Raw genomic sequence first — 24687 nt, forward strand, 5'->3', positions numbered from 1 at the left:
CCCCCTGACCTGTGCGCACCCGCCTCCTTCCGCTCCTCATCGTCCTCATGGCGGGCGTGCTGCTCGCGCTCGGCTTCCCGCTCGCGGGCAGCCTGGCCGCCGCGCGCCAGCAGACCGTCGTGGTCGACCGCATCGACGACACCGCGCGCTTCGCCGCGCTCGCCCAGTTCGTCACCGAGAGCGGACCCGGCATCGACGAGCGCAAGGCCACCCTCGAGGGCGAACTCGCCCGGTACCACGAGGTGTACGGGATCCACGCCGGCGTCTTCTACCGCGACGGCACCGCCATGGCCCGCGCCCCCCGGAACTGGACCATCCCGGGGGACGGCGAGCCCCGCCGCGCCTTCCGCGAGGCCCTGCTGGGCCGCCGCAGCCACAACCCGCCGCAGGTCCTGCCCTGGCAGCCGAACGCCCGGCTCGCGGTCGCCTCGCCCGTCGTACGGGACGGGGACGTCGTCGCCGTCGTGGTCACCGATTCGCCGACCGGGCCGCTGCGCTCCCGCATCCTGCACGGCTGGCTGCTGATCGCGGCCGGCGAGTCGGCGGCGATGCTGCTGGCGGTCGGCGCCGCGTTCCGGCTCACCGGGTGGGTGCTCAAACCCGTACGCGTCCTGGACGCGGCCACCCACGACATCGCGACCGGGCGGCTGAACTCGCGTGTCGCGGCGGCCGGCGGGCCGCCCGAACTGCGCCGCCTGGCCCGCTCCTTCAACGAGATGGCCGACAACGTCGAGGAGGTCCTGGAGCAGCAGCGCGCTTTCGTCGCCGACGCCTCGCACCAGCTGCGCAACCCGCTCGCCGCCCTGCTGCTGCGCATCGAGCTGCTCGCCCTCGAACTGCCCCCCGGCAACGAGGAGATCGCCTCCGTACGCACGGAGGGCAAGCGCCTGGCCCAGGTCCTGGACGACCTGCTGGACCTGGCGCTGGCCGAGCACGCCTCCGCAGACCTGCGGCTCACCGACATCGGCGCGCTGACGGCCGAGCGGCTCGACGCCTGGCGGGCGCTCGCCGACGAGAAGGGCGTCCACCTGACGGGGTCCACGCCCGCCGTCACCGCCTGGGCCGACCCGGTCGCGCTGTCCAGCGCCCTCGACGCCGTGATCGACAACGCGCTGAAGTTCACCCCGGCCGGGGAGGAGGTCACCGTCACCGTCGCCGCCGACGGGGAACGCTCCACGGTCGTGGTCACCGACCGGGGCCCGGGCCTGACCGACGACGAGCTGGCCCGCGTCGGCGACCGCTTCTGGCGCAGCAACCGCCACCAGAACGTCAAGGGCTCCGGCCTCGGCCTGTCCATCTCCCGCGCCCTGCTCGCGGCGGGCGGCGGCTCGATCACGTACGCCCATCACGACCCGCACGGCCTGCGCGTCACGGTCGCCGTCCCGCGCAGCGCCCCCCACTGAGCCCCCACTCAGCCCCTACTGACCGGCATCGCCGGAGGAGCGATCAGGGCTTGACGGAGCGGTAGTAGCGCCGGGCGCCCTCGTGCAGCGGCAAGGGGTCGGTGTAGATCGCCGTGCGCAGGTCCACCAGCTGCGCCGGGTGCACCTCACGCCCGATCCGGTCCCGGCTGCGGATGACCGTACGGGTGAACGCCTCCGTCAGCGCCGGATCCGTACGGTCCGTGGTCACCAGCAGGTTCGCCACCGCCACGGTCTCGACCGGGCGGCCCGCCTGCACCCGGGCGTAGGCGTCGGCGGGTATCGCCGCGGAGCGGTAGTACCGGCTGGTGCCGCCCTGCGCGTGCACCCGGTCCACCAGCTCCTTCTCCAGCGGTACGAGCCGGATCGGGAAGCGCTCCGACAGGAGCTGTACGGCGCTGGTCGGCAGGCCGCCCGACCAGAAGAAGGCGTCCAGCCGGTCGGTCTCCAGCAGCCCGGGCATGGTGTCGATACCGGCGGACATCGGCACGATGTCCCGCGCCGGGTCCAGCCCCGACGCCTTCAGGATCCGGTTGGCCAGCAGCCGCACGCCCGAGCCCTGCTGCCCCACCCCGATCCGCAGCCCGCGCAGGTCGCGCGTCGAGCGCACGGTGGACGACTTCGGCACCACCAGCTGCACGTAGTCGTCGTACAGCCGCGCACAGCCCCGCAGCCCTTTCGCGCCGGGCCGGCCGTCGCGGAGGTGCGTGGCGACCGCGTCGGCCGTCGCGATGGTGAAATCCGCCTCCCCGGAGGCGACCCGCGTCAGGTTCTGCTGCGAACCCTCACTGGTCAGAAGACGTATCCGCACATCGGGCACGTTCTGGGCGAGAGCCTCCTCCAGCAGCGCGCCGTAGCGGTGGTAGACCCCGCTCGGTACACCGGTGCTGAAGGTGACCTTTCCGCGCGGGGCCGCCTCCTCGTCCGGCGCGGACCACCACAGGAGCAGCGCCAGCGCCGTGACCGCCGCGGCCGACCCCTCGAGGGCGCGGCGGCGGCTGATGCGGGACAGGGCCTGGACCATGGGCGCGATCCTGCCAGCCCGCTCCCGTCATGGCCAGGCCCGCCCGTACGGAGGTGCCTCCGCGCAGGCGGGCCGGGCCGGGTGCTGCACAGGCCGGGCGCCACGGGCTGTGCGGTTTCAGGGCCGTACGGCGGTGGTGATGCCGTACCGCCACGTCTCCTGGTGCCGGTACAGCTCGACCCCGCTCATCGCGTTGACCAGCGCATGGCCGCGCCCCACGCCCCGCGCCACCGCGTACGGCACCCGCCCGAGGAGGGAGAAGGCGCGCAGCATCGGCAGGACGTGGGCGGTGGCGTCCGTGACGGACTCGACCGCGAAGCCCGCCTCGCCCAGGAGCGCCTCGAGGCGGCCGTGGGGCAGCATCATCATCCCCGGCATCGCCGCGAGCTCGCAGACGTCCGTCAGGACCCGCTCGGCCCGCGGGGTGAGTTCCGCGCTCGGGGTCCGTGAGTACTCGGACATCACCAGCCGCCCCCCGGGCCGTACGACCCGGAAGAACTCCGCCAGCGCGCGGCGCGGATCGGCGGAGTGGACGAAGGACTCCATGGTGTAGAGCCCGTCGAAGGAGCCGTCCGCGAACGGCAGCGCGTGGTAGTCGGCCACCAGGAACCGGGTCGCGGGATCCGTGTCCCGGGAACCCCCGGAAACCCGGGAAGCCCGGGCGGCGGCGGTACGGCGGCGGGCGAGGGCGACGTCGGTCTCGATGCCGTCGATGCCCGTCACCCGCAGCCCGCCCTCCGCCGCGACGGTCCGGGCCACGTCACCGACCCCGCACCCCGCGTCCAGGACGTGGGAGCCGGCCGGCAGCGCCAGTTTCCGGGCCGTGGTGACCTCCATGCGCCGCATGGAGGCGGCGAAACCCCACGGCGACTGGCCGGGCTCGTACCACCCGAAGTGCCGGGTGCGCCCCAGGAGCATGGCGTATCCCCAGCGGGAGCCGAGCCGCCTGTAGTACGGCAGGACGGAGCGCCGGTAGAACTGGGTGGTGTTCGTGGTTGCCATGGGCACCGTCCTACGCGGTCGGAATGAGCAGCAGGGGATGCGGCCGCCGCCTCCTGCGGGCGGCGGCGCCGGTGGATCGAGTGAGTCGGGAGAATCGGGTGGTGCGGGTGGTGCGGGCACCCGTGCCGGCACCGCGCGTCGCCACGAAGGTGACCACGACCAGCGCGGCCACGGCGGTCGTCATGATTCCCACCGGGGTCACGCGCGGCCGTGGTTTCGTTCCCATAGCGGTTCCCATAGCGGTCCTGTCCCTCCGTTCCGTCCCCCCGCCACGTGTGCGGCGGCCGCCCCGATCGTCCACCGGGCCGGCCGGTGCGGCGGACGCACCGGCCCGACGAGGAAGGACATGCCCCTCGCACGGCCTAGTGAGTCACCGTCGGCGGTCGGCCATGCGGGGGAAACCGGGTGCCTCTGCGCGGTCGGGCGCCCTTCATCCCGCATGGTGAGTGCCATGGCCTCGTACTCATCTGCCGGTGCCGTCGTGACGCCCGCCGCCGGGACCCGCCGGCCTCCCCTGCCCGCGCCCCGCGCGGGCGGCGCGCTGACCGGGCGGATGTTCACCGCGCTGCACGACCGCAACCTCGTGTACAACGCGTGCTGGGAGGACCCGGCGCTCGACCGCGCGGCCCTGGACCTCGGGCCCGACGACCACGTCCTGGTCATCACCAGCGCCGGGTGCAACGCCCTGGATTACCTGCTCGCCGGGGCGGGCCGGGTCACGGCGGTCGACGTCAACCCGCGCCAGACCGCGCTGCTGGAGCTGAAGACGGCCGCCGTACGGAACCTGAACCACGCGGAGTTCTTCGAGCTCTTCGGCACCGGCCGCTCGCCCCGCGCGCGCGAGATGTACGGCGACGCCCTGCGCGCCGAACTCTCGCCGCCGTCACGCCGGTTCTGGGACGGCTACATCGAGGCCTTCGCCGGCCGCGGCTGGCGCCGCTCCTTCTACTACCGCGGCACCTCCGGCCTGCTGGCGAAGAGCCTCGTGCTCTTCACGCACCGCTTCCAGGGGGTCGGCCGGCACCTCGACGCGCTGCTGGAGGCGCCCACCCTCGACCGGCAGCGGGAGATCTACGAGGCACGGCTGCGGGGGCCGCTGTGGACGGTGGCGCGGCTGGCCGCGCAGCCGCTCGCGCTGAGCTTCGTCGGCGTACCGCCGCAGCAGCGCCGCGAGATCACCGAGGAGTATCCCGGCGGCACCGCCCGGCTCATCCACGACGGCTTCGAGGCGGTCTTCGGCCGCATGCCCATCGTGGACAACTACTTCTGGCGCGCCTACATCTCCGGCTCCTACACGCCCACGTGTTGTCCCGAGTACCTGCGGGCACACAACTTCGGGCGGCTGCGCGAGCTCCTGCCCCGTCTGGAGCTGCGTACGTCGACGGTCACGTCGTGCCTGCGGAGCATGGCACCGGCTGCCGACGGGCCCGGCGGCGTCTCCAAGTTCGTCTTGCTGGACCACATGGACTGGATGGGCTGGCGCGACCAGGCCGCGCTCGCCGACGAGTGGCAGGCCATCGTCGACACGGCCCGGCCCGGCGCGCGCGTGATCTACCGCAGCGCCGGCCTGCACACGCGCTACCTGGACCCGGTACGCGTCCGCCGCGAGGGCCGTACGCAGCACCTTCCCGACCTGCTGGACCGCCACCCCCAGCTCGCCGCCCGGCTGCACGAGCGGGACCGCGTGCACACGTACGGCAGCTTCCACATCGCCGACCTGCCGTGAAGCCCGACGCCCGGTGAGGCCCGAGGCCTGAGGCCCGCCGCCCGAGCCCGAAGGGAGCGCTTCTTGCGTCTCAGCTCCCATGTGCGGATCGTCCGCCACATGGCCTTCCCCCGCGTCGAGGGCGCGACGCCCGCCGACCGCATGGAGTCCTTCTACGGGCCCACGGCACACCTCTACGACGCCTTCCGCGAGAACCGGCTGCTGCACGGCCGCCGCGACCTGATGGAGATGCTGCCCCTCGAACCCGGCAGCCGACTGGTCGACCTGGGCGGCGGCACCGGGAACAACCTCGAGTACCTCGCCGCCGACCGCCGGGAGCGGTGCGCGCGCATCACGGTCGTGGACGTGTCGGCGTCCATGCTGGAGGTGGCGCGCGAACGGATCCACCGCAACCGCTGGCGCAACGTGGAGGCGGTCCACGCGAACGCCACCGACTACCGACCCTCGGACGGGCCCGTGGACGTCGTCGTGTTCAGTTACGCGCTGACGATGATGCCCGACTGGTTCGCGGCCGTGGACCACGCCCGCTCCCTCCTCAGGCCGGGCGGCACGATCGCGGTCTGCGACTTCTACGTCTCCCGCAAGCACCCCGCCGACGGCGCCGTACGGCACGCGGCGTGGCGGCGGCACGTGTGGCCCGCCTGGTTCAGCCACAACAACGTCTTCCTCTCCGCGGACCACCTTCCGTACCTGCGGGAGCGGTTCGCCACCGTCCGGCTGGACGAACGGCTGGGCCGGGTCCCTTACCTCGGGGCGCGCGCGCCGTTCTACCTCTTCCTCGGAACCAAGCCCGACGCGAAGACCCGACCAGAGACCTGACCAGAAGAGCCGACCCGAAGAGCCGACCCGAAGGGCGCCGCCCATGCGCATGCTCCTGATCCGCCACGGCCGTACCGACGCCAACCGGACCCACGTCCTCGACACCGCGGCCCCGGGCGCCGCCCTGGACGACGTGGGCCGGCGGCAGGCCGCCGCCCTGCCCGCCGCGCTGGCCGGCGAGGACATCGACGTGCTGTACGCGTCCACCCTCACGCGCGCCCGGCAGACAGCCGCCCCGCTCGCCGCCGCGCGGGGGCTGGAGGTACGCGTCCGGGACGGCATCCGCGAGATCGAGGCCGGTGTCCTGGAGGGGTGCTGCGACGCCGAGGGGATCACCCGCTACCGCACGGTCGCCGTGGCCTGGGCCGCCGGGCGGACGGAGCCGCGCATGCCGGGCGCGGAGGACGGAGCCGAGTTCCTCGCCCGCTTCGACGCGGTCGTCGCCGAGGCCGCCGCCTCGGGCGCCGCCACCGCCGTGCTGGTGGGCCACGGCTCGGCGATTCGTGTGTGGGCGGCCGCCCGGGCGCACAACGTGTCCGTCCCCTTCGCCGCCGCGCATGAGCTGCCCAACACGGGCATGGTCGTCCTGGAGGGCACCCCGGAGGACGGCTGGCACGCGCTGTCCTGGACGGGCGGGAACCTGGCCACCCCCACCCCCACCCTCGCCTCGACTACACCGGCTCAGGAGCCGGTTCCGGCTCCGGCTCCGGCTCGGGTCTCGCGTCCGTCGGTGTCCTTCTGACCGGCAGCCACCAGTTGGCGCGGCCGAGCAGCGCCATCAGCGCGGGCGCCAGCAGCAGCCGGATGAGGGTGGCGTCGACGAACACCGCCACGGCCAGGCTGACGCCCACCACCTTCAGCAGCAGCAGCCCGGAGGCCGCCAGCGCCGCCATGACGACGATGACGACCACGGCCGAGGCGGTGAACAGCCCGGCCGTGCGCTGCACGGCCCGCGCGACGGCCACCCGCGTGGAGGCCCCCGCCGCGTGCTCCTCCACCGCACGCGACAGCAGCAGCACCTCGTAGTCCATCGACAGCCCGAAGGCCACGCACAGCACCAGGATCGGTACGAGCGTGTCCGTCACGCCCGTCACCGCGAAGCCGCCCAGCAGGCCGCGCAGGAAGCCCTGCTGGAAGACGAGCACCATCACCCCGAAGGCCGCGCTCAGACTGAGGACGTTGAGCAGGAACGCCTTCAGCGGCAGCACGACGCTCCGCGTGCACCAGGCCAGCAGCGCCAGTGTGACCACGGTGATCAGCACCAGTGCCGGAACCAGGCCCGCGCGGATGCTGTCCTGCAGATCGGCCAGCCACGCCTGCGTGCCGCCCACCATGACCGGCCCCGGCGCCGAGGTCTTCCGCACCGCCCGTACCACCGCCGCGCCCTCCTCGGCGTGCGGCCCGATGTCCGTGACGACCGCCGCCCAGGTACCGGCGGGGGAGGCGTACCCCACCTGGGGATGCGTGGGGCCGAGCAGCCGGCCGTGGCGGTAGATGCCGGTGACGGTCTCCACCCGGGTCACGTGCTCCAGCCGGGACAGGCGGCGGGCGTACGCGTCCAGCGCCGCGGCCTCCCGCGCGCGGTGCGCGTCGAGGCCGGGCAGGACCACCTGCACGGGGTTGACGGCGTGGTGGTCGAAGTCCCGTCGCAGCGTCTCCGTCGCCTGCCGCGTCGGCGAACCCTCCGGCAGCGCCCGGTCGTCGAACGTGCCGAAGCGGGCGTCGGCGAACGGCAGGACCAGCGCCGCCAGCAGCGTGCCCAGGACGAGGACCACCGGCACGGGCCGCCGCATCACCCCGTCGGCCAGCCGGTACCAGCGGCCCTTCTCCGGCGCGGCGGCGGCCGGCCGCGCGGTACCGCCGCGGCGCCGGCGCAGCGACAGCCGGTCGATGCGGGGGCCCAGCAGGAGCAGCGCCGCGGGCAGCGCGGTGAGCGCCAGCAGCCCGCTGAGCGCCACCACGGCCATCCCCCCGTACGCGATGGAACGGAGCATGTCGAGCGGGAAGACGAGCAGCGCCGCCATGCTGGCCATCACCGTCAGGGCCGAGCACACCACCGTCCGGCCGGTGGTGCGCACGGTCTCCAGCAGCGCGTCGTGGAGGCTCGCCGTCCGCTCCCGCTCCTCCCGGTAGCGGGCCAGCATGAAGAGGCTGAAGTCGACCGCCAGGGCGAAACCGAGCGCGGTCGTCAGGTTGAGGGCGATCACGGAGACGGTGGTGAAGCCGGCGAGCCCGCTGAGCACCGCCGCGCTGCCCACCACCGCCGCCAGCCCGACCACCAGGGCCAGCCCGGCGGCCACGACACCCCCGAAGACCACCACCAGCACGGCGGCGGTCAGCGGCGCGGCCAGCAGCTCCATGCGCTGGAGGTCCAGCCGGCTCTGCCGCTCGATGGCCAGCCCCACCGGGGTCGGCCCCGTCGCCGCCACGTCCAGCGGCCCGTGGCGGCCGGTGAGCTCGCGCAGCAGCGGCTCGACGTCCCGGTGGGCGGTGCCCTCGCTGGTCGCGATCCGCAGCAGCACCAGCGCCGAGCGTCCGTCGCGGCCGCGCAGCGAGATCGGCCGCTCCGTCCAGTAGGAGCGCACCGCCACCACCTTCGGCAGCGCGCGCGCCCGCGCGACGAGCCGCGTTCCGGCGCGTACGGCCGCGGGGTCGTCCACCGACCCGGCGGCCGCCGTGGCCACCAGCGTCACCGTCGGCACACCGCTCCGGAAGGCCGTGGACAGCGCGTGCTCGGCCCGCGCCGCTTCCGCGCCCGGCGGGGTCGTACCGCCGTGGTACAGCCGGTCGCCCACCCCCACGCCCGCCACTCCGGCCGCCACCAGGGCGCACAGCGTCAGCACGAGCGTACGGACGGGGAAACGCAGTACGAGCCGGGCCAGAGCGCCCAGCGGATCGGCGCGCAGGGCTCTACCCCCCGACGGAGGGCGCCGGGGCGGTGGCCTCCGGTGCCAGCCGGTCCAGCGCCTCGTGCCAGTACCCCGCCAGCTCCCGCGCCGCCGGCACGGCGGCGTCGGCGGTGAACGCGCAGGTGGCCTGGGAGCGCCAGATGGTCAGCACGGGCTGGTACGGGAAGTGGGCGGGCAGGCAGTTCAGGCCGGTGAGGGCCAGGGCGCGGCAGCCGCCGAGCCCGAAGTCGGCCGTCTGCGTGAGCACCGTGGTCTGCACTCCGCAGCGCGCGAAGACCCGCTCCGACAGGCTCCTCGTGCGCCGCGCGTCGAGCCGGACGAGCGCGTCGCCCTTCGCCCACCTGAGAGCGGGATCCTTGTAGCGGGCGGTACGCCGGGACAGCAGCCGCGCGCGGCGCCGCAGGTCCGCCTCCTCCCACGGCACGTCCACCACGGCGACGGAGAAGCGGTTGCCCGCATAGGCGGGGCAGGCCGCGGTGGAGGAGCCCACCGGGCCCAGCGCGATGGGCAGTCCGATGCCCCGTGCGCGCGGCCCCTCCCGGGTCCAGCCGGTGGTGTCCGTCCGCTGCGCCGCGTACGACAGGGCGCTGAGGTGGATGTCGAGCACCGAGCAGCCGAGGCCGGCGGCCGCCGTCCGCAACCGGCTCACCGGCACGGTCACGGCGGACAGCACCCGCCGCCCTTCCCGGGGCCCCTCCAGCAGCGGCCGGCGCGAGGCCGGCAGGAACAGCCGTACGGATTCGAGCGCGTTGCGCGCATGGCCGCCGATCCGCGCGGAGAGGTCCGGCGCGTACGAACCGCCCGCCGGGGGCACGGCCTCGGCGGGCGGTCTGGTCCGGAAGAGCCGCTGCATCACCCAGGCCAGGCTCACGCCGTCGTGCAACGCGTGGTGTCCGCGGTAGCACAGCAGGAACCGGTTCTCCTCGTACCCGTGCACCAGCCACACGCCCCAGGGCCGCCGCGGACACGGAGCGTCGGCGTTGAGCAGCGCGTCGTACGCCGTCTCCCGCCGCTCCACGCGCAGTTCGCGAACGTGCCGGCCGAGGTCCGGCCCCTCGTCCCCGGCGTCCCCCGTCACGGACAGGGAGAGCAGCGGCAGGAACGGCAGGCGCCCGCGTACGTGCTCCCGTACGGCGGCGAGCTCCGGAACGGGCCCTTCCAGCTCCAGTACGGCTCCGATGTGCAGGTAGTGGCCCTGGTCGGGGCCCTCCATGGCGCGAATGACCTCGTCCACCGCCGGGTAGGCGGCGACCCCGCCGGTCCCGCTCATCAGCCCGCGACGGGCTGGGCGTGGCGCTGCAGGAAGTCGGCGATGTCGCCGACCGTCCTCAGGTCGGTCAGCCGGCTCTCGTCGACGCTGATCCCGAGCTCGTCCTGGGCGATGAGCACCAGCTCCGTCACGGCGAGCGAGTCGAGGCCGGCCTCCTCCACCGTGGCGTCCGGCCGGATCAGGTCGACCGGCAGGTGCAGCGTGCCGGCCATGGTCTCCCGCAGCCATTCGTACATGGTTCTCCTCTGCGCTCACCGGTGTGGGTCCACTTCTGGAAAGCGCCAACTTTCCACACGGCCGAGGGCCGTGCCCGGCACCCGGCCCGGCATGTTCGCAATCGCCCGGGATCCTGTACTCGGACGGCGGAAGGCGCCCCCGGCCGGTCCCCGGCCGCCCGCCGACCGGCTCGGGACGGGGCTCGCCCGGCGCCCCCTTACCCTGGAGGAATGACCAGCATCGACCGGAGCCTTGCCGTGGGCGCGTCCAAGACCTATGAGATCCGCACCTACGGGTGCCAGATGAACGTCCACGACTCCGAGCGCCTCTCCGGGCTGCTGGAGGAGGCGGGCTACGTCCGCGCGCCCGAGGGCTCCGACGGTGACGCCGACGTCGTCGTCTTCAACACCTGCGCGGTGCGGGAGAACGCCGACAACAAGCTGTACGGCAACCTCGGGCGGCTCGCCCCGAGGAAGGCGGAGCGGCCCGGCATGCAGATCGCCGTCGGCGGCTGTCTGGCCCAGAAGGACCGCGACACCATCGTGAAGAAGGCGCCGTGGGTCGACGTCGTCTTCGGTACGCACAACATCGGCAAGCTGCCGGTGCTCCTGGAGCGCGCGCGGATCCAGGAGGAGGCGCAGATCGAGATCGCCGAGTCGCTGGAGGCGTTCCCGTCGACGCTGCCGACCCGGCGCGAGTCCGCGTACGCCGCCTGGGTGTCCATCTCCGTCGGCTGCAACAACACCTGCACCTTCTGCATCGTCCCCGCGCTGCGCGGCAAGGAGAAGGACCGCCGCCCCGGCGACATCCTCGCCGAGATCGAGGCGCTGGTCGCCGAGGGCGTCTCCGAGATCACCCTGCTCGGCCAGAACGTGAACGCGTACGGCTCCGACATCGGTGACCGCGAGGCCTTCTCCAAGCTGCTGCGGGCCTGCGGCACCATCGAGGGCCTGGAGCGCGTGCGCTTCACCTCGCCGCACCCCCGCGACTTCACGGACGACGTGATCGCGGCGATGGCCGAGACCCCCAACGTGATGCCGCAGCTGCACATGCCGCTGCAGTCCGGCTCGGACACCGTCCTGAAGGCGATGCGCCGCTCCTACCGGCAGGACCGCTTCCTGGGGATCATCAGCAAGGTACGGGAGGCCATCCCGCACGCCGCGATCTCCACCGACATCATCGTGGGCTTCCCCGGCGAGACCGAGGAGGACTTCGAGCAGACCCTCCACGTGGTGCGCGAGGCCCGCTTCGCGCAGGCCTTCACCTTCCAGTACTCCAAGCGCCCCGGTACCCCGGCGGCGACCATGGACGGGCAGATCCCCAAGGAGGTCGTGCAGGACCGGTACATGCGCCTGGTCGCCCTCCAGGAGGAGATCTCCTGGGAGGAGAACAAGAAGCAGGTCGGCCGGACGCTGGAGGTCATGGTCGCCGAGGGCGAGGGCCGCAAGGACGACACCACCCACCGCCTGTCGGGCCGCGCCCCCGACAACCGCCTGGTGCACTTCACCAAGCCGGAGCAGGAGGTGCGTCCGGGCGACGTGGTGACCGTCGGCATCACCTACGCGGCCCCGCACCACCTGCTGGCCGAGGGCCCCACCACCCGCGTACGCCGCACCCGCGCGGGCGACGCCTGGGAGAAGCGCAACGCCGCCGAGGCGGCCAAGCCGGCCGGTGTGATGCTGGGCCTGCCCCAGATCGGCGTCCCGGCCCCGCTGCCGCCCGTCACCGGAGACTGCGCGGTCGGCTGACCCACACCGGTCTGCCGACCCACACGGTGTCCGCCTGACCTGGGCCGCTGTCGCCGGGGTGCAGCGGCTACGCTGCGGATCATGCTTGTCGCCGCGGCCGTCTGCCCCTGCCCCCCGCTCCTGGTCCCCGACGTCGCCGCCGGGGCCGCGCCCGAACTCGACGCCGCGCGCACGGCCTGCTCCGACGCGCTTGCGGTGCTCGCCGCCGCGCGCCCGGACCGGCTGTTCGTGGTGGGCCCGGCCGAGGGTGACACGATGGAGCGGTACGCGGCCGGCGCGGTGGGCGACTTCCGGGGCTTCGGCGTCGACCTCGGCGTACGGCTGGGGCACGGCGGCGCCGCGCGCGCGGAGGACCGGCGGCTGCCCGCTTCCCTCGCCGTCGGGGCCTGGCTGCTGGCACGGGTCGACTGGGCCGGCGCACCCGTCGAGGGCCTGGCCGTGGGGGTGCGCCTTTCGCCGGCGCGCTGCGCCGACGCGGGCCGCGACCTCGCCGCCCACGCCGATCGGGTCGCCCTGCTCGTGATGGGCGACGGCAGCGCGTGCCGTTCGCTCAAGGCGCCGGGCTACCTCGACGACCGCGCCGCCGGCTTCGACGAGGCGGCCGCCCGGGCCCTGGGCACGGCGGACACCGCCGCCCTCGCGGCGCTGGACGAGCACCTCGCCTACGAGCTGAAGGCGGCGGGGCGCGCTCCTTGGCAGGTCCTGGCGGCCGCGGCGGAGGGCGCCGGCCTGGAGGGCCGCCTGCTCCACGAGGACGCGCCGTACGGCGTCGGCTACTTCGTCGCCGCCTGGTCGTAGGGGCGACGCAGCACGACGGCGGACGGCCGCGGAGTCGTGCTCCGCGGCCGTCCGCCGTCGCCGTGCTGCCGTCTCTCCGCTGCCGCTGGGGTGCGTGTACGCGTCCGTGGGGCGGGGTCAGGAGGTGGAACCCGGCGGTGGCGGTGGCGGTGGCGGCGGCGCGGCGTCACCCTCGTCCTTGTGGGCGAACCGGCCCAAGGCGTCCTTGGCCTTGCCCGTACCGGACTGGATCTTGTCGCTGTACTTGCCCTTGGTCCTCTGGTCGACCATCCGCGCGACCTTGTCGAACCCCTGGTCGATCCGTCCCTCGTGCTGGTGCGCGAGGTCCTGGACCTTCTCCTTGGCAGGGGCGAGCTTGGCCTTCATCTGATCCAGGAAGCCCATGGTCACCGTCCCTCGTCAGTCGCCGCCCGGCCGCGATGCCGCCGCCGTGGTGCGGCTTCCCGCTCCGGCTCTACTTACGCGCGCCTTCACCGGCTTCGTTGTCCGCCGCCTCCTCGGCCGACTGCTGCTTGGGGATCTCCACCCCTTCGCCGCCCGCGGCCTCGGGCGCCGGTTCCGCCCCGGTCGTCTCCGCCGCCTCGGTGACCTCGGCCGCCGCCTCGGTCTCCGCCGCCGTCTGCGCGGCGGTGTCGGTGTCGGCGGTCACCGGAGCGGCCGCCGTCTCCTCGGTCGATGCCGCGGCAGACTCCTCACCCTTCCGGCGAAACCATGCAAAAACGCCCATGTCTACTCCATAGCGTACTCGTGTGGGCGAAATTCCGCGCCGTCCGGAGCGTCCCATTGCGTCGCCCGGTGGAGCCGGTCCTGAAAACCGGCGGTCGGAACCTCGCAACAGGCAACGACGCCGAGCCCGGACCGTCACGTCACTCGTTCGGGGACAGTGGGTGAGGTTTGCGAGACTGGGTCGGTGAGAAGCGCAGCTCCCGCCCCGCGGGTCATCGCCGTCGTCGGCCCCACCGCGGCCGGAAAGTCCGATCTGGGCGTCTTCCTCGCCCAGCAGCTGGGCGGCGAAGTCGTCAACGCCGATTCCATGCAGCTCTACCGGGGGATGGACATCGGAACCGCCAAACTGACGTCCGAGGAGCGCGGCGGCATCCCGCACCACCTCCTCGACATCTGGGACGTCACCGAGACCGCCAGCGTCGCCGAGTACCAGCGGCTCGCCCGCGCCGAGATCGACCGCCTGCTCGCCGAGGGCCGCGTCCCCGTCCTCGTCGGCGGCTCCGGGCTGTACGTACGCGGCGCCGTCGACGCCCTCGAGTTCCCCGGCACCGACCCGGCCGTCCGCGCCCGCCTCGAAGCCGAGCTCGACGAGCGCGGCTCCGGCGTCCTGCACGCCCGCCTCGCCGCCGCCGACCCGGACGCCGCCCGGGCCATCCTGCCCAGCAACGGCCGCCGGATCGTCAGGGCGCTCGAAGTCATCGAGATCACGGGCAAGCCCTTCACCGCCAACCTCCCCGGTCACGAGTCGGTGTACGAGACCGTCCAGATCGGCGTCGACGTCGAGCGCCCCGAGCTCGACGAGCGGATCGCCGCGCGCGTGGACCGCATGTGGGAAGCCGGACTCGTCGACGAGGTGCGGGAACTGGAGGCGCGCGGGCTGCGTGAGGGCCGCACCGCCTCCCGCGCACTCGGTTACCAGCAGGTACTCGCCGCGCTCGCGGGCGAGTGCACCGAGGACGAGGCGCGCGCCGAGACCGTCCGCGCCACCAAGCGCTTCGCGCGGCGCCAGGACTCCTGGTTCCGCCGCGACCCGCGCGTGCACTGGCTCAGTGGAGCGGCCGCGGACCGCGCGGAACTCCCGCGGCAAGCGCTGACGTTGGTCGAACGAGCGGTTACAGCCTGATCACGTGATGGCATCGGGACGCCCTGCCCGTCATTCCGGTGCCCGGGACCGTGCCATCATCGAGCATCGATCGACCAGTGGAGTCCGAGTTGGGAGGGCGCGTGGCGATGGAGGCCGGCCCTCGCGACAGAGAACAGTACGAAGCACCGGACGACATGGCACCGGGAGAAGACCAGGCAGCACAGGGCCTGGGCTCCGCCGCGCCGGGCCTGAGCCCGGACGGGCCCGAGCTCGACGAGGACGGGGCCCAGGAGATCACCCCGGACGAAGTCGAGGTCGAACTGCGCCCGCAGCGGCGGCTGCGCATCTGGCAGCTCGCCCCCATCGTGGGACTCGCCGCGATCGGCTCGCTGATGTTCGCCTTCCCCCTCGCCTTCGGCTCGGGTGACGGCGGCGCCGTCCTGCCCATGCTGGGCCTGCTGCTGTGCGGGTGCGCCGCCGGCTGGGGCATGATGGCCGCCCGCCGGGTCGGCTACACCTGGCCCGGCCTGCCCGCCCGCGGCTCCGGCGAGCGCCCCGACTGGCGCGTGATCGCGCTGTACGCCGCCGGCGTCGCGCTCCTCGTCGCGCTGGCCGTGTGGCGGGTCGCCCGCCTCCGCTGAGCCGAGCGGGGCCGGTGTCGGACCCCCCTCGTACGATGGAGCGCATGACGACCACACCCCTCGCCTTCCTCAAGGGCCACGGCACCGAGAACGACTTCGTGATCGTGCCGGACCCGGACAACGCCATCGAGCTGAGCGCCTCCGCGGTCGCCCGGCTCTGCGACCGGCGGGCGGGCATCGGCGGCGACGGGGTGCTGCACGTCGTCCGCTCCGCCGCGCACCCCGAGGCCCGGGACATGGCCGGGGAGGCCGAGTGGTTCATGGACTACCGCAACGCCGACGGTTCGATCGCCGAGATGTGCGGCAACGGCGTCCGCGTCTTCGCCCGCTACCTCGAGCACGCGGGCCACATCACCGCCGGTGAGATCGCCATCGCCACCCGCGGCGGCGTCAAGCGCGCCCATCTGGAGAAGACCGGTGACGTGACCATTTCCATGGGCCGCGCCCGGCTGCCCGAGGACGGCGTCACCGTCACCGTCGGCGACCGCAGCTGGCCCGCCCGGAACGTGAACATGGGCAACCCGCACGCCGTGGCCTTCGTCGAGGACCTCGCCCACGCCGGTGACCTGCGGTCCGAGCCGCCGTACGAGCCTGCGGCCGTCTACCCCGACGGGGTCAACATCGAGTTCGTCGCCGACCGGGGCCCCCGCCACGTCGCGATGCGCGTCCACGAGCGCGGCTCCGGCGAGACCCGCTCCTGCGGCACCGGCGCGTGCGCGGTGGCCGTCGCCGCGGCCCGCCGGGACGGCGCCGACCCGGCCGAGACCGGGACGCCGGTCACGTACACCGTGGACCTCCTCGGCGGCACGCTCACGATCACCGAACACCCCGACGGCGAGATCGAGATGACCGGCCCCGCGGTCATCGTCGCCGAGGGCCGCATAGACCCCGCCTGGCTCTCGGAGAACGCCACCGCCTGAGGCTTCGCTCGAATGGGTGATCCCGTTCACGCTGGGCGAGAGCCGGTCGGCTCGACGTGGTGGGCTCGGTAGCATCAAGCACCGGCCCGGCGGGCATGCCGCCCGCCCACCGCCGGTAGACCCCGCCGGAGGTGCCCCATGAGCGCAGAGGCCACCAACCCCGCGCCCAGCCGCCGGCGCGGCCGCCCGAGGATCGACCTCCGGAGGCTCGGCCGCGCCGCCCTGCTCGGTCCCGCCACCCGGGACCGGCTGCCCGACGCGATCAGCCATGTCGCCGAGGCCCACCGCGCGCACCACCCCGACGCGGACCTCGCCGTGCTGCACCGGGCGTACGTCCTCGCCGAGTCCTCGCACCGCGGCCAGTTCCGCAAGAGCGGCGAGCCGTACATCACCCACCCGCTCGCCGTCACGCTGATCCTCGCCGAACTGGGCGCCGAGACCACGACGTTGACCGCCTCCCTCCTCCACGACACCGTCGAGGACACGGACCTGACCCTCGATCAGGTGCGCGAGCAGTTCGGGGACGAGGTCTGCTATCTCGTCGACGGCGTGACCAAACTCGAGAAGGTCGACTACGGCGCCGCCGCCGAGCCCGAGACCTTCCGCAAGATGCTCGTCGCCACCGGCAACGACGTCCGCGTCATGTCCATCAAACTCGCCGACCGGCTGCACAACATGCGCACCCTCGGCGTCATGCGCCCCGAGAAGCAGGCGCGGATCGCCCGGGTCACCCGCGACGTCCTCATCCCGCTCGCCGAACGGCTCGGCGTACAGGCGCTCAAGACCGAGCTGGAGGACCTGGTCTTCGCCATCCTCCACCCCGCCGAGTACGAGCAGACCCGCGCCCTCATCGCCGAGAACGCCACCGCCGGGGACGCCCTCGCCGCCATCGCCGACGACGTCAGGACCGCCCTGCGCGAAGCGCGCATCCCCGCCGAAGTCCTCGTCCGGCCCCGCCACTTCGTCTCCGTGCACCGGGTCAGGCTCAAACGCGGCGAGCTGCGCGGCACGGACTTCGGGCGCCTCCTGGTCCTGGTGGGGGAGGACGCCGACTGCTACGGCGTGCTCGGCGAACTGCACACCTGCTTCACGCCCGTGATCTCCGAGTTCAAGGACTTCATCGCGGCGCCGAAGTTCAACCTGTACCAGTCGCTGCACACCGCGGTCGCCGCCCCCGATGGCTCGGTCGCCGAAGTGTTGATCCGTACGCACCAGATGCACAAGGTCGCCGAGGCGGGCGTCGTCGCCCTCGGCAACCCGTACGCCGCGGGCGCCGAGCACGGCGAGGACGGGGAGGACGGCGAGCGCGCCGACCCGACCCGGCCCGGGTGGCTCTCCCGCCTGCTGGAGTGGCAGCAGGCCACCCCGGACCCCGACACCTTCTGGACCTCGCTGCGCGCCGACCTCGCCCAGGACGGCGAGATCACCGTCTTCCGCCCCGACGGCGGCACCCTGGCGCTGCCCGGCGGCGCGACCTGCGTGGACGCCGCGTACGCCCAGTACGGCGAGGCGGCCCACGCCTGCGTCGGCGCCCGCGTCAACGGCCGCCTCGCCTCGCTCGCCACGGTGCTCGGCGACGGGGACACCGTGCAGCTGCTGCTCGCCCAGGACCCGCCGCAGGACGCCGTCTCCGGGCCCTCGCCCGACTGGCTCGAACATGCCAGCACCCCGGCCGCGCGGATCGCCATCACCCGCTGGCTCGCGGCGCACCCGGAGGCGGTGAAGCCGGAGCCGGCGGCGGAGCAGCCGTCGGAGCACCCCGCGGAGCACCCGCCCTGCGCCGCCGCGCCTACGGAGCGGGGCCCGGCGGGCCCCGGCCCCGTCCCCATGCCTGGGGCGGGCGCCCGCGCCGTCGTCGCCGGCCTCCCGGACGCGCCCGTCCGCCTCGCGCGCTGCTGCACCCCCGTACCGCCCGACGCGGTCACCGGCTTCGCGGTACGCGGCGGAAACGTCACGGTCCACCGCGCCGAGTGCCCCGCCGTCCGCCGCATGGAGGCGCTCGGGCGCGTGCCCACCGCCGTGAGCTGGGGCGACACCGCCGACTGCCGGGTCACGCTCGTCGCCGAATCCTTCGGGCGGCCGCGCCTGCTCGCCGACCTCACCGACGTCATCGCCACGGCGGGCGCCGCGATCATCTCCGCCACCGTGGAACCGCCCACCGAACAGCGCGTCCGGCACACCTACACGCTCCAGCTCCCCGACGCGGCACAGCTGCCCGGCCTGATGCGCGCCATGCGCGACGTGGCGGGCGTGTACGACGTCAGCCGCGCCTGAGCGGAGCGGCGTACGACGCCGTTCGGGTGCGCGCGAGGTGCGCGGGGCGCGCGCCGTCACGGCGCGTGCGCGGTGCGCTGATAGCGGTTGCCCCATGCCTCTCATCACACCGCGATCCACGCCGCGATCGCTCGTACGATCGTCCCGACGCCTCCGCGTGGCCATGCTGGCCGCGGCGTCGGCCGGCTGCCTGGTCGCCGCCGCCGCCGCGCCCGCGCCCCAGCCGCTCGGCATCGGCGACCCGCTCTTCCCGCACCTCGGCAACCCCGGCTACGACGTCCTCGCGTACGACATCGCCCTCACCTACCAGGGCGACAACACCAAGCCGATGGACGCCCTCACCAAGATCGACGCGCGGACCACGGCCCGGCTGGAGCGCCTCAACCTCGACTTCACCCACGGCACCGTGCGCGCCGTCCACGTCAACGGCCTGCCCGCCGCGTACGAGAGCAGCGGCGAGGACCTGGTCGTCGAGCCGGTCCAGCCCGTCGAAGCCGGTGCGCCGCTGACCGTCACCGTCGCCCACACCAGCGATCCGCGCGACTCCCGCGAAGCGGGCGGCTGGGTCCGTACCTCCGACGGGCTGGCGATGGCCAACCAGGCCGACGCCGCGCACCGGGTCTTCCCGGGCAACGACCACCCCGCCGACAAGGCGTACTTCACCTTCCGCGTCACCGCTCCCCGGGAACTGACCGTCGTCGCCAACGGACGCCGCGTCGCGCAGGTGGAGGCGGGCGACGCGCGGACCTGGCTCTACCGCACCGCCGAGCCCATGGCGACCGAGCTCGCGCAGGTCTCCATCGGCCGTTCCGCCGTCGTCGAGCGCACCGGCCCGCACGGGCTCCCCGTGCGCGACGTCGTCCCGGAGGCCGACCGGGAGGCCCTGGAACCGTGGCTGAAGAGGACACCGCAGCACCTGGAGTGGATGGAGCGCCGGGTCGGGGCCTACCCCTTCGAGACGTACGGCGTGCTCGTCGCCGACGCCGACACCGGCTTCGCGCTGGAGACCCAGACGCTGTCCCTCTTCGAGCGCTCGCTGTTCCGGGAGGGTGACTACCCGAAGTGGTACGTCGACGCGATCATGGTCCACGAGCTGGCCCACCAGTGGTTCGGCAACAGCGTCTCCCCCCGCACGTGGTCCGACCTGTGGCTCAACGAAGGCCACGCCACCTGGTACGAGGCCCTCTACGCCGAGGAGACCGCCCAGCAGTCCCTGGAGGAGCGGATGCGCAACGCGTACATCGCCTCCGACGGCTGGCGCGCGGCGGGCGGCCCCCCGGCCGCGCCCAAGCCCCCCGCCCCCGGGCAGAAGATCAGCCTGTTCCGGCCGGTGGTGTACGACGGCTCCGCCCTGATCCTGTACGCGCTGCGCCAGGAGATCGGCAAGGAGGCCTTCGAGCTGCTGGAGCGGCGCTGGGTGACGGAGCACGCCCACGGGACGGCGAGCACCGCGGACTTCGTCCGCCTCGCCTCCGACATCGCGGGCCGCGACCTGAGCGCCTTCCTGGAGGGCTGGTTGTACGGCCAGAAGACGCCGGCGATGCCCGGCCACCCGGACTGGCGCAGCAAGGCCCCGGTCAAGGCCCAGCCGTCGAAGAAGCGCTGAAACTCGCGTGACGGGCCCGCGGTACCGTGCGACCATCGTCGGGTCGGCGGCGCTGCCGGGCCCCCCGGGTTGCCGGGGACCCGCCCCGGGAATGATCCGGGGGAGTCACGCGTTGTGCCTGACGAATCGAGTATTTCTTCGACGTAAGGATCCAATGACCTCCTCTTCTTCCCCTTCCCAGGACGCACAGAGCTTCGCGGACACCACCCGCACCGAGAGCCTTCGGGCCGATGCCCTGATGGAAGAGGACGTCGCCTGGAGCTACGAGATCGACGGGGAGCGCGACGGCGACCAGTTCGACCGCCACGAGCGCGCCGCCCTGCGCCGTGTCGCGGGCCTCTCCACCGAGCTCGAGGACGTCACCGAGGTCGAGTACCGGCAGCTGCGCCTGGAGCGTGTGGTGCTGGTCGGCGTATGGACCTCGGGGACCGTGCAGGACGCGGAGAACTCCCTCGCGGAGCTGGCCGCGCTCGCCGAGACGGCGGGTGCGCTGGTCCTCGACGGTGTGATCCAGCGCCGCGACAAGCCGGACCCGGCCACGTACATCGGCTCGGGCAAGGCGAACGAACTGCGTGACATCGTGCTGGAGACCGGGGCCGACACCGTCGTCTGCGACGGTGAGCTCAGCCCCGGCCAGCTGATCCACCTCGAGGACGTCGTCAAGGTGAAGGTGGTCGACCGCACCGCCCTGATCCTCGACATCTTCGCCCAGCACGCCAAGTCCCGAGAGGGCAAGGCGCAGGTCTCGCTCGCGCAGATGCAGTACATGCTGCCGCGGCTGCGCGGCTGGGGTCAGTCGCTGTCCCGGCAGATGGGTGGCGGTGGCTCCGGCTCCTCGGGAGGCGGTATGGCCACCCGTGGTCCCGGTGAGACCAAGATCGAGACGGACCGTCGGCGGATCCGCGAGAAGATGGCGAAGATGCGCCGGGAGATCGCGGAGATGAAGACCGGCCGCGAGATCAAGCGGCAGGAGCGGCGGCGCAACAAGGTGCCGTCGGTCGCGATCGCCGGATACACCAACGCCGGCAAGTCCTCCCTGCTCAACCGCCTGACGGGCGCGGGCGTCCTCGTGGAGAACGCGCTGTTCGCGACCCTCGACCCGACCGTGCGCCGGGCCGAGACGCCGAGCGGCCGCCTGTACACGCTGGCGGACACCGTCGGCTTCGTACGGCACCTGCCGCACCACCTCGTCGAGGCGTTCCGCTCCACCATGGAGGAGGTCGGCGACGCCGATCTGATCCTGCACGTGGTGGACGGCTCGCACCCGGCCCCGGAGGAGCAGCTGGCCGCCGTGCGGGAGGTGATCCGGGACGTCGGCGCGACGGACATCCCCGAGATCGTCGTGATCAACAAGGCGGACGCCGCCGACCCGGTCGAGCTGCAGCGCCTGCTGCGCATCGAGCGGCACTCCATCGCCGTGTCCGCGCGGACCGGCGAGGGCATCGACGAGCTGCTCGCCCTGATCGACGCGGAGCTCCCGCGGCCGCAGGTCGAGATCGAGGTGCTCCTGCCGTACACGCAGGGCGGGCTGGTCTCGCGGGTGCACACCGAGGGCGAGGTGATCTCCGAGGAGCACACCGCGGAGGGCACGCTGCTCAAGGCGCGGGTGCACGAGGAGCTGGCCGGCTCGCTGGCCCGGTTCACCCCGGCGACGCACTGACGCACCGGCACACCGCCGTACCGAACGAGCCGAAGGCCCGCCCCCTCCAGGTGAGGGTGCGGGCCTTCGGCCTGTTCGTCCGGGTTACCGCCCCGCGAACTTGTCGCTCATCATCGTGTAGATGCCCCGCGCGCCCTCGTCCAGGCGCGGGCCCGCCAGCCAGCCGGCCGTCACCGGGCCGATGGAGGTGTTGGACACGAGCACCAGCCGGTCCTCGCCCGGCACCTCGCGGAACCAGCCGCCGCCGGAGGAACCGCCGGTCATGGTGCAGCCGATCCGCCACATCGTCGGCGTACCGGGGCTGAGGGTGAGGCGGCCCGGGCGGTCGACGCACTTGTGCATCAGCGCGCCGTCGTACGGGGCGGCGGCCGGGTACCCCCAGGCGCCCATCGCCGGGATGCCGACGGCCTGCGGGGCCTGAAAGTCGACGTCGAGGGCGACACCGACCGTCTCCTCCAGCGACTTGCCGCCGTTCTCCGGCTTCACGTGCATCACGGCGTAGTCGTACGGAGCGCCCTCGCCGCCCGTCGGGCCGCCCTGGGAGATCCACTCACCGGAGGTCGCCACCCAGTCCGCCCAGTACACGCCGTACGGGGCGATCTCCTGCGGCCGGGCGTTCTCCAGCTGCGCCGGGCTCTTGCCCAGGTCGTTGTAGGCGGGAACGAAGGCGATGTTGCGGTACCAGCCGCCGCTCTTGCCGGCGTGGACGCAGTGGCCGGCGGTCCACACGAGGTTGGACTTGCCGGGGTTCTTCGGGTCCTTCACCACGGTGGCCGAGCAGACCATCGAGCCCTCGGGGGAGTCGAAGAAGACCTTGCCGACCGGGGCGGCGTTCTTGTGGTACGGCTTCGCCTCCGGCACGGCCTGGATGGGCCTCGGCTCCGGGTCGGTGACGCCCTGGTCGCCGGAGAGGTCGCCGGCGGCCATGGTCTTCTGCGGCGACTTGGCGGTCTGCATCCGCTCGGGCTTCCACAGCCCCTCGATCACCGGGTTGACGAAGTCCTTGGCCTCACGCAGCCACGTGTCCTTGTCCCAGTTCTTCCACTCGCCGTTCTTCCACTTCTCCGGGTCGACACCGTGCTCCTTGAGCTTGTCGGCCAGGTCCTTCGGAAGCTCGGTCCCGCCCTGACCGTCCTGCCCACCCTGCCCGCCCGCGGGGCTGGAGGCCGCCGGCTTGCCGGCCGCCCCGTCCTCGGTCGGGCCGCAAGCCGTGGCCGTCAGCGCGAGGGCCGCGGCCAGACCGGTGGCGCCCAGCAGTGGACGTATGGATCGCATGAAACGACTCCCCCATGAAAGCGCGGGGTCCGGGTGTCGGCCCGCCCCGCGCGTATTGCCATGAACGTGTCACGCCCTAGGGCGGTCTTCCGGGACCGCCGCGTGAGGATGTGCCCCCACTCTATGCAGGCGGCGCCGGGGCGCGTTGCCACCCGGCGCCACCTGCACGGACTCTCCACGAGCGGGTGCTAGCGCCCCGCGAACTTCTTGCTGACCTCGTCGAACACGCCCTTCGCCTCGACACCCAGGCGCGGGCCGGCCAGCCAGCCCGCCGTCACCGGGCCGATCGAGGTGTTGGACACCAGGGCCGGCTTGCCGTCCGGGCCCTCCGCGACCCAACCGCCGCCGGACGAACCGCCGGTCATGGTGCAGCCGATGCGGTGCATCGTCGGCTGGTCCGCCTGGAGGGACAGCCGGCCGGGCTTGTCCGCGCACTGGAACATCTTCTGGCCGTCGAACGGCGGCGCCGCCGGGTAACCGGTCGCCGTGATGCTCGCGATCTTCTGGGTGGCCGGGGCGTCGAAGTCCACCGGCAGCGCCGAACCGACCGTCTCCTCCAGCGACTTGCCGTTGCCGCCCTTCTCCGGCGTCACATGGATGACCGCGAAATCGTACGGCGCGCCCTGGCCACCGGTCGCCGCGCCCTCGTTGATCCACTGCTCAGACGTCTGCGCCCAGTCACCCCACCACACGCCGTAGGGGGCGACCTCTTCGCGCGAGGCCTTCTCCAGCTCGGCGGTCGACTTGTCGCCGTCGTTGTACGACGGGACGAAGGCGATGTTGCGGTACCAGCCGCCCTCCTTGCCGGCGTGCACGCAGTGGCCCGCCGTCCACACGAGGTTGGACTTGCCGGGGTTCGCCGGGTCCTTCACCACGGTCGCCGAACAGACCATCGGGCCCTGCGGGCCGTCGAAGAGCAGCTTGCCCGCCTCCGGAACGGCGGAGTGGTACGGCGCCTTCACCGGCTGGGCCTCGACCGGCCGGGGCGTCGGGTCGGTGACACCCTCGTCACCGGAGATGTCCTCCTCCTCGACCGGGCGCTCCGGCTCCTCCGCCTCCCGCATGCGGTCCGGGTCCCACAGGTCCTCGATGATCGGGTTGACGTAGTCCTTGGCCTCACGCAGCCACGTGTCCTTGTCCCAGTTCTTCCACTCGCCGTTCTTCCACTTGTCCAGATCGATCCCGTGCTCCTTGAGCCGGTCCTTCAGCTCGTCCGGAATCGTGATCTTCCCGTCCGCGGTCTGACCGGCGGAAGCGCTGGGCTCCCCGCCCGCGGTGTCCTCACCCGGCCCGCAGGCGGTGGCCGTCAGCGCCAGCGCGGCGGCGACGGAGGCTGCGGCGAGCAGCGGACGAATGGGTCGCATGTCGTGAATCCCCCTGGGACTTCGTAACCAAGTACGTCTGGAACTCTTGCACCACGGCACCGGAGTGCGGCCCCCACTATGCCGGTGACGATGGGGACGGTGTCCGGCAGGTCCGCGGTTCCCCGCGTGCGACGGAGCCCGACCGCCCGCGTCCGCACGGATCCGGAGACGACCGTGATCCCGGCGAGGCATCGTCGTTGGTAC

Annotated in this window: 23 protein-coding genes; 12 read left to right on the forward strand and 11 right to left on the reverse strand. The window is 73.3% G+C overall.

Features of this window, described 5'->3' with window-relative positions:
* Positions 1 to 11 precede the first annotated feature (11 nt).
* Positions 12 to 1403 (forward strand): HAMP domain-containing sensor histidine kinase, encoded by a 1392-nt coding sequence (locus ABZX67_RS09830; protein ID WP_355356731.1) that lies wholly within the window; start codon positions 12 to 14, stop codon positions 1401 to 1403.
* 43 nt (positions 1404 to 1446) lie between these two features.
* Here the strand turns inward: ABZX67_RS09830 and ABZX67_RS09835 are convergent, their stop codons facing one another.
* The 3 genes from ABZX67_RS09835 to ABZX67_RS09845 form a co-directional block, all read right to left on the reverse strand.
* Positions 1447 to 2445, reverse strand: a complete 999-nt coding sequence (locus tag ABZX67_RS09835; RefSeq protein WP_355356733.1) for a TAXI family TRAP transporter solute-binding subunit — start codon at positions 2443 to 2445, stop codon at positions 1447 to 1449.
* Positions 2446 to 2562: 117 nt separating this feature from the next.
* Entirely contained in the window at positions 2563 to 3447 is an 885-nt protein-coding gene (locus ABZX67_RS09840) for a methyltransferase domain-containing protein (RefSeq protein ID WP_355356735.1), read from the reverse strand.
* 10 nt (positions 3448 to 3457) lie between these two features.
* Positions 3458 to 3631, reverse strand: a complete 174-nt coding sequence (locus tag ABZX67_RS09845; RefSeq protein WP_355356737.1) for a hypothetical protein — start codon at positions 3629 to 3631, stop codon at positions 3458 to 3460.
* 267 nt (positions 3632 to 3898) lie between these two features.
* Between ABZX67_RS09845 and ABZX67_RS09850 the strand changes: the two genes are divergently transcribed.
* From ABZX67_RS09850 to ABZX67_RS09860, 3 genes are all read left to right on the forward strand, one after another.
* Positions 3899 to 5173 (forward strand): BtaA family protein, encoded by a 1275-nt coding sequence (locus ABZX67_RS09850; protein ID WP_355356739.1) that lies wholly within the window; start codon positions 3899 to 3901, stop codon positions 5171 to 5173.
* Positions 5174 to 5236: 63 nt separating this feature from the next.
* Positions 5237 to 5992, forward strand: a complete 756-nt coding sequence (locus ABZX67_RS09855; protein WP_355356741.1) for a class I SAM-dependent methyltransferase — start codon at positions 5237 to 5239, stop codon at positions 5990 to 5992.
* 43 nt (positions 5993 to 6035) lie between these two features.
* Entirely contained in the window at positions 6036 to 6734 is a 699-nt protein-coding gene (locus tag ABZX67_RS09860) for a histidine phosphatase family protein (RefSeq protein WP_355356743.1), read from the forward strand.
* Here ABZX67_RS09860 and ABZX67_RS09865 read toward each other — a convergent pair.
* From ABZX67_RS09865 to ABZX67_RS09875, 3 genes are all read right to left on the reverse strand, one after another.
* Complete coding sequence (locus ABZX67_RS09865; RefSeq protein WP_355356745.1) at positions 6664 to 8835, reverse strand: MMPL family transporter; 2172 nt, start codon at positions 8833 to 8835, stop codon at positions 6664 to 6666. The genes ABZX67_RS09860 and ABZX67_RS09865 overlap by 71 nt on opposite strands.
* Before the next feature lie 67 nt (positions 8836 to 8902).
* On the reverse strand, positions 8903 to 10171 hold the full coding sequence (locus tag ABZX67_RS09870; RefSeq protein WP_355356747.1) for a wax ester/triacylglycerol synthase domain-containing protein: 1269 nt from the start codon (positions 10169 to 10171) through the stop codon (positions 8903 to 8905).
* Positions 10171 to 10407: an acyl carrier protein gene (locus ABZX67_RS09875; protein ID WP_355356749.1), complete on the reverse strand. Its 237-nt coding sequence runs from the start codon at positions 10405 to 10407 to the stop codon at positions 10171 to 10173. Before ABZX67_RS09875 ends, ABZX67_RS09870 begins: the two co-directional genes overlap by 1 nt.
* A gap of 210 nt (positions 10408 to 10617) precedes the next feature.
* On the opposite strand from ABZX67_RS09875, the gene miaB reads away from it, so the two are divergent.
* Both miaB and ABZX67_RS09885 read left to right on the forward strand, forming a co-directional pair.
* Complete coding sequence (miaB, locus tag ABZX67_RS09880; protein WP_355356751.1) at positions 10618 to 12135, forward strand: tRNA (N6-isopentenyl adenosine(37)-C2)-methylthiotransferase MiaB; 1518 nt, start codon at positions 10618 to 10620, stop codon at positions 12133 to 12135.
* Between the two features lie 81 nt (positions 12136 to 12216).
* On the forward strand, positions 12217 to 12933 hold the full coding sequence (locus ABZX67_RS09885; protein ID WP_355356753.1) for a class III extradiol dioxygenase subunit B-like domain-containing protein: 717 nt from the start codon (positions 12217 to 12219) through the stop codon (positions 12931 to 12933).
* A 117-nt stretch (positions 12934 to 13050) separates the two neighbouring features.
* Here the strand turns inward: ABZX67_RS09885 and ABZX67_RS09890 are convergent, their stop codons facing one another.
* From ABZX67_RS09890 to ABZX67_RS09900, 3 genes are all read right to left on the reverse strand, one after another.
* The gene (locus ABZX67_RS09890; protein WP_355356755.1) at positions 13051 to 13317 is read right to left on the reverse strand and encodes an antitoxin; all 267 of its coding nucleotides are present in this window, start codon (positions 13315 to 13317) and stop codon (positions 13051 to 13053) included.
* Between the two features lie 70 nt (positions 13318 to 13387).
* Positions 13388 to 13660 carry a hypothetical protein gene (locus tag ABZX67_RS09895; protein ID WP_355356757.1) on the reverse strand — a complete coding sequence of 91 codons (273 nt, stop codon included), beginning with the start codon at positions 13658 to 13660 and terminating at the stop codon, positions 13388 to 13390.
* A 134-nt stretch (positions 13661 to 13794) separates the two neighbouring features.
* Complete coding sequence (locus ABZX67_RS09900) at positions 13795 to 13875, reverse strand: hypothetical protein (RefSeq protein ID WP_355356955.1); 81 nt, start codon at positions 13873 to 13875, stop codon at positions 13795 to 13797.
* Here ABZX67_RS09900 and miaA point away from each other — a divergent pair.
* The 6 genes from miaA (at position 13844) to hflX (ending at position 21844) form a co-directional block, all read left to right on the forward strand.
* Entirely contained in the window at positions 13844 to 14782 is a 939-nt protein-coding gene (gene miaA / locus ABZX67_RS09905; RefSeq protein WP_355356759.1) for a tRNA (adenosine(37)-N6)-dimethylallyltransferase MiaA, read from the forward strand. The two genes, ABZX67_RS09900 and miaA, sit on opposite strands and share 32 nt — an antisense overlap.
* Positions 14783 to 14889: 107 nt before the next feature.
* Positions 14890 to 15384, forward strand: coding sequence for a hypothetical protein (locus tag ABZX67_RS09910; protein ID WP_355356957.1), 495 nt, complete (start codon positions 14890 to 14892; stop codon positions 15382 to 15384).
* 44 nt (positions 15385 to 15428) lie between these two features.
* On the forward strand, positions 15429 to 16304 hold the full coding sequence (gene dapF, locus ABZX67_RS09915) for a diaminopimelate epimerase (RefSeq protein ID WP_355356761.1): 876 nt from the start codon (positions 15429 to 15431) through the stop codon (positions 16302 to 16304).
* Positions 16305 to 16442: 138 nt separating this feature from the next.
* A complete protein-coding gene (locus ABZX67_RS09920; RefSeq protein ID WP_355356763.1) occupies positions 16443 to 18578 on the forward strand; it encodes an HD domain-containing protein in 2136 nt (711 codons plus the stop codon).
* A gap of 94 nt (positions 18579 to 18672) precedes the next feature.
* Positions 18673 to 20184 carry a M1 family metallopeptidase gene (locus ABZX67_RS09925; protein WP_355356765.1) on the forward strand — a complete coding sequence of 504 codons (1512 nt, stop codon included), beginning with the start codon at positions 18673 to 18675 and terminating at the stop codon, positions 20182 to 20184.
* Positions 20185 to 20338: 154 nt separating this feature from the next.
* Positions 20339 to 21844 carry a GTPase HflX gene (hflX, locus tag ABZX67_RS09930; protein WP_355356768.1) on the forward strand — a complete coding sequence of 502 codons (1506 nt, stop codon included), beginning with the start codon at positions 20339 to 20341 and terminating at the stop codon, positions 21842 to 21844.
* Between the two features lie 84 nt (positions 21845 to 21928).
* Here hflX and ABZX67_RS09935 read toward each other — a convergent pair whose 3' ends face one another.
* Positions 21929 to 23119, reverse strand: a complete 1191-nt coding sequence (locus ABZX67_RS09935) for a hypothetical protein (protein WP_355356770.1) — start codon at positions 23117 to 23119, stop codon at positions 21929 to 21931.
* Positions 23120 to 23307: 188 nt separating this feature from the next.
* Positions 23308 to 24483 carry a hypothetical protein gene (locus tag ABZX67_RS09940; protein ID WP_355356772.1) on the reverse strand — a complete coding sequence of 392 codons (1176 nt, stop codon included), beginning with the start codon at positions 24481 to 24483 and terminating at the stop codon, positions 23308 to 23310.
* Between the last annotated feature and the right edge of the window lie 204 nt (positions 24484 to 24687).

The organism is Streptomyces sp. NPDC003036, from assembly GCF_040611175.1.
Lineage (GTDB): Bacteria > Actinomycetota > Actinomycetes > Streptomycetales > Streptomycetaceae > Streptomyces.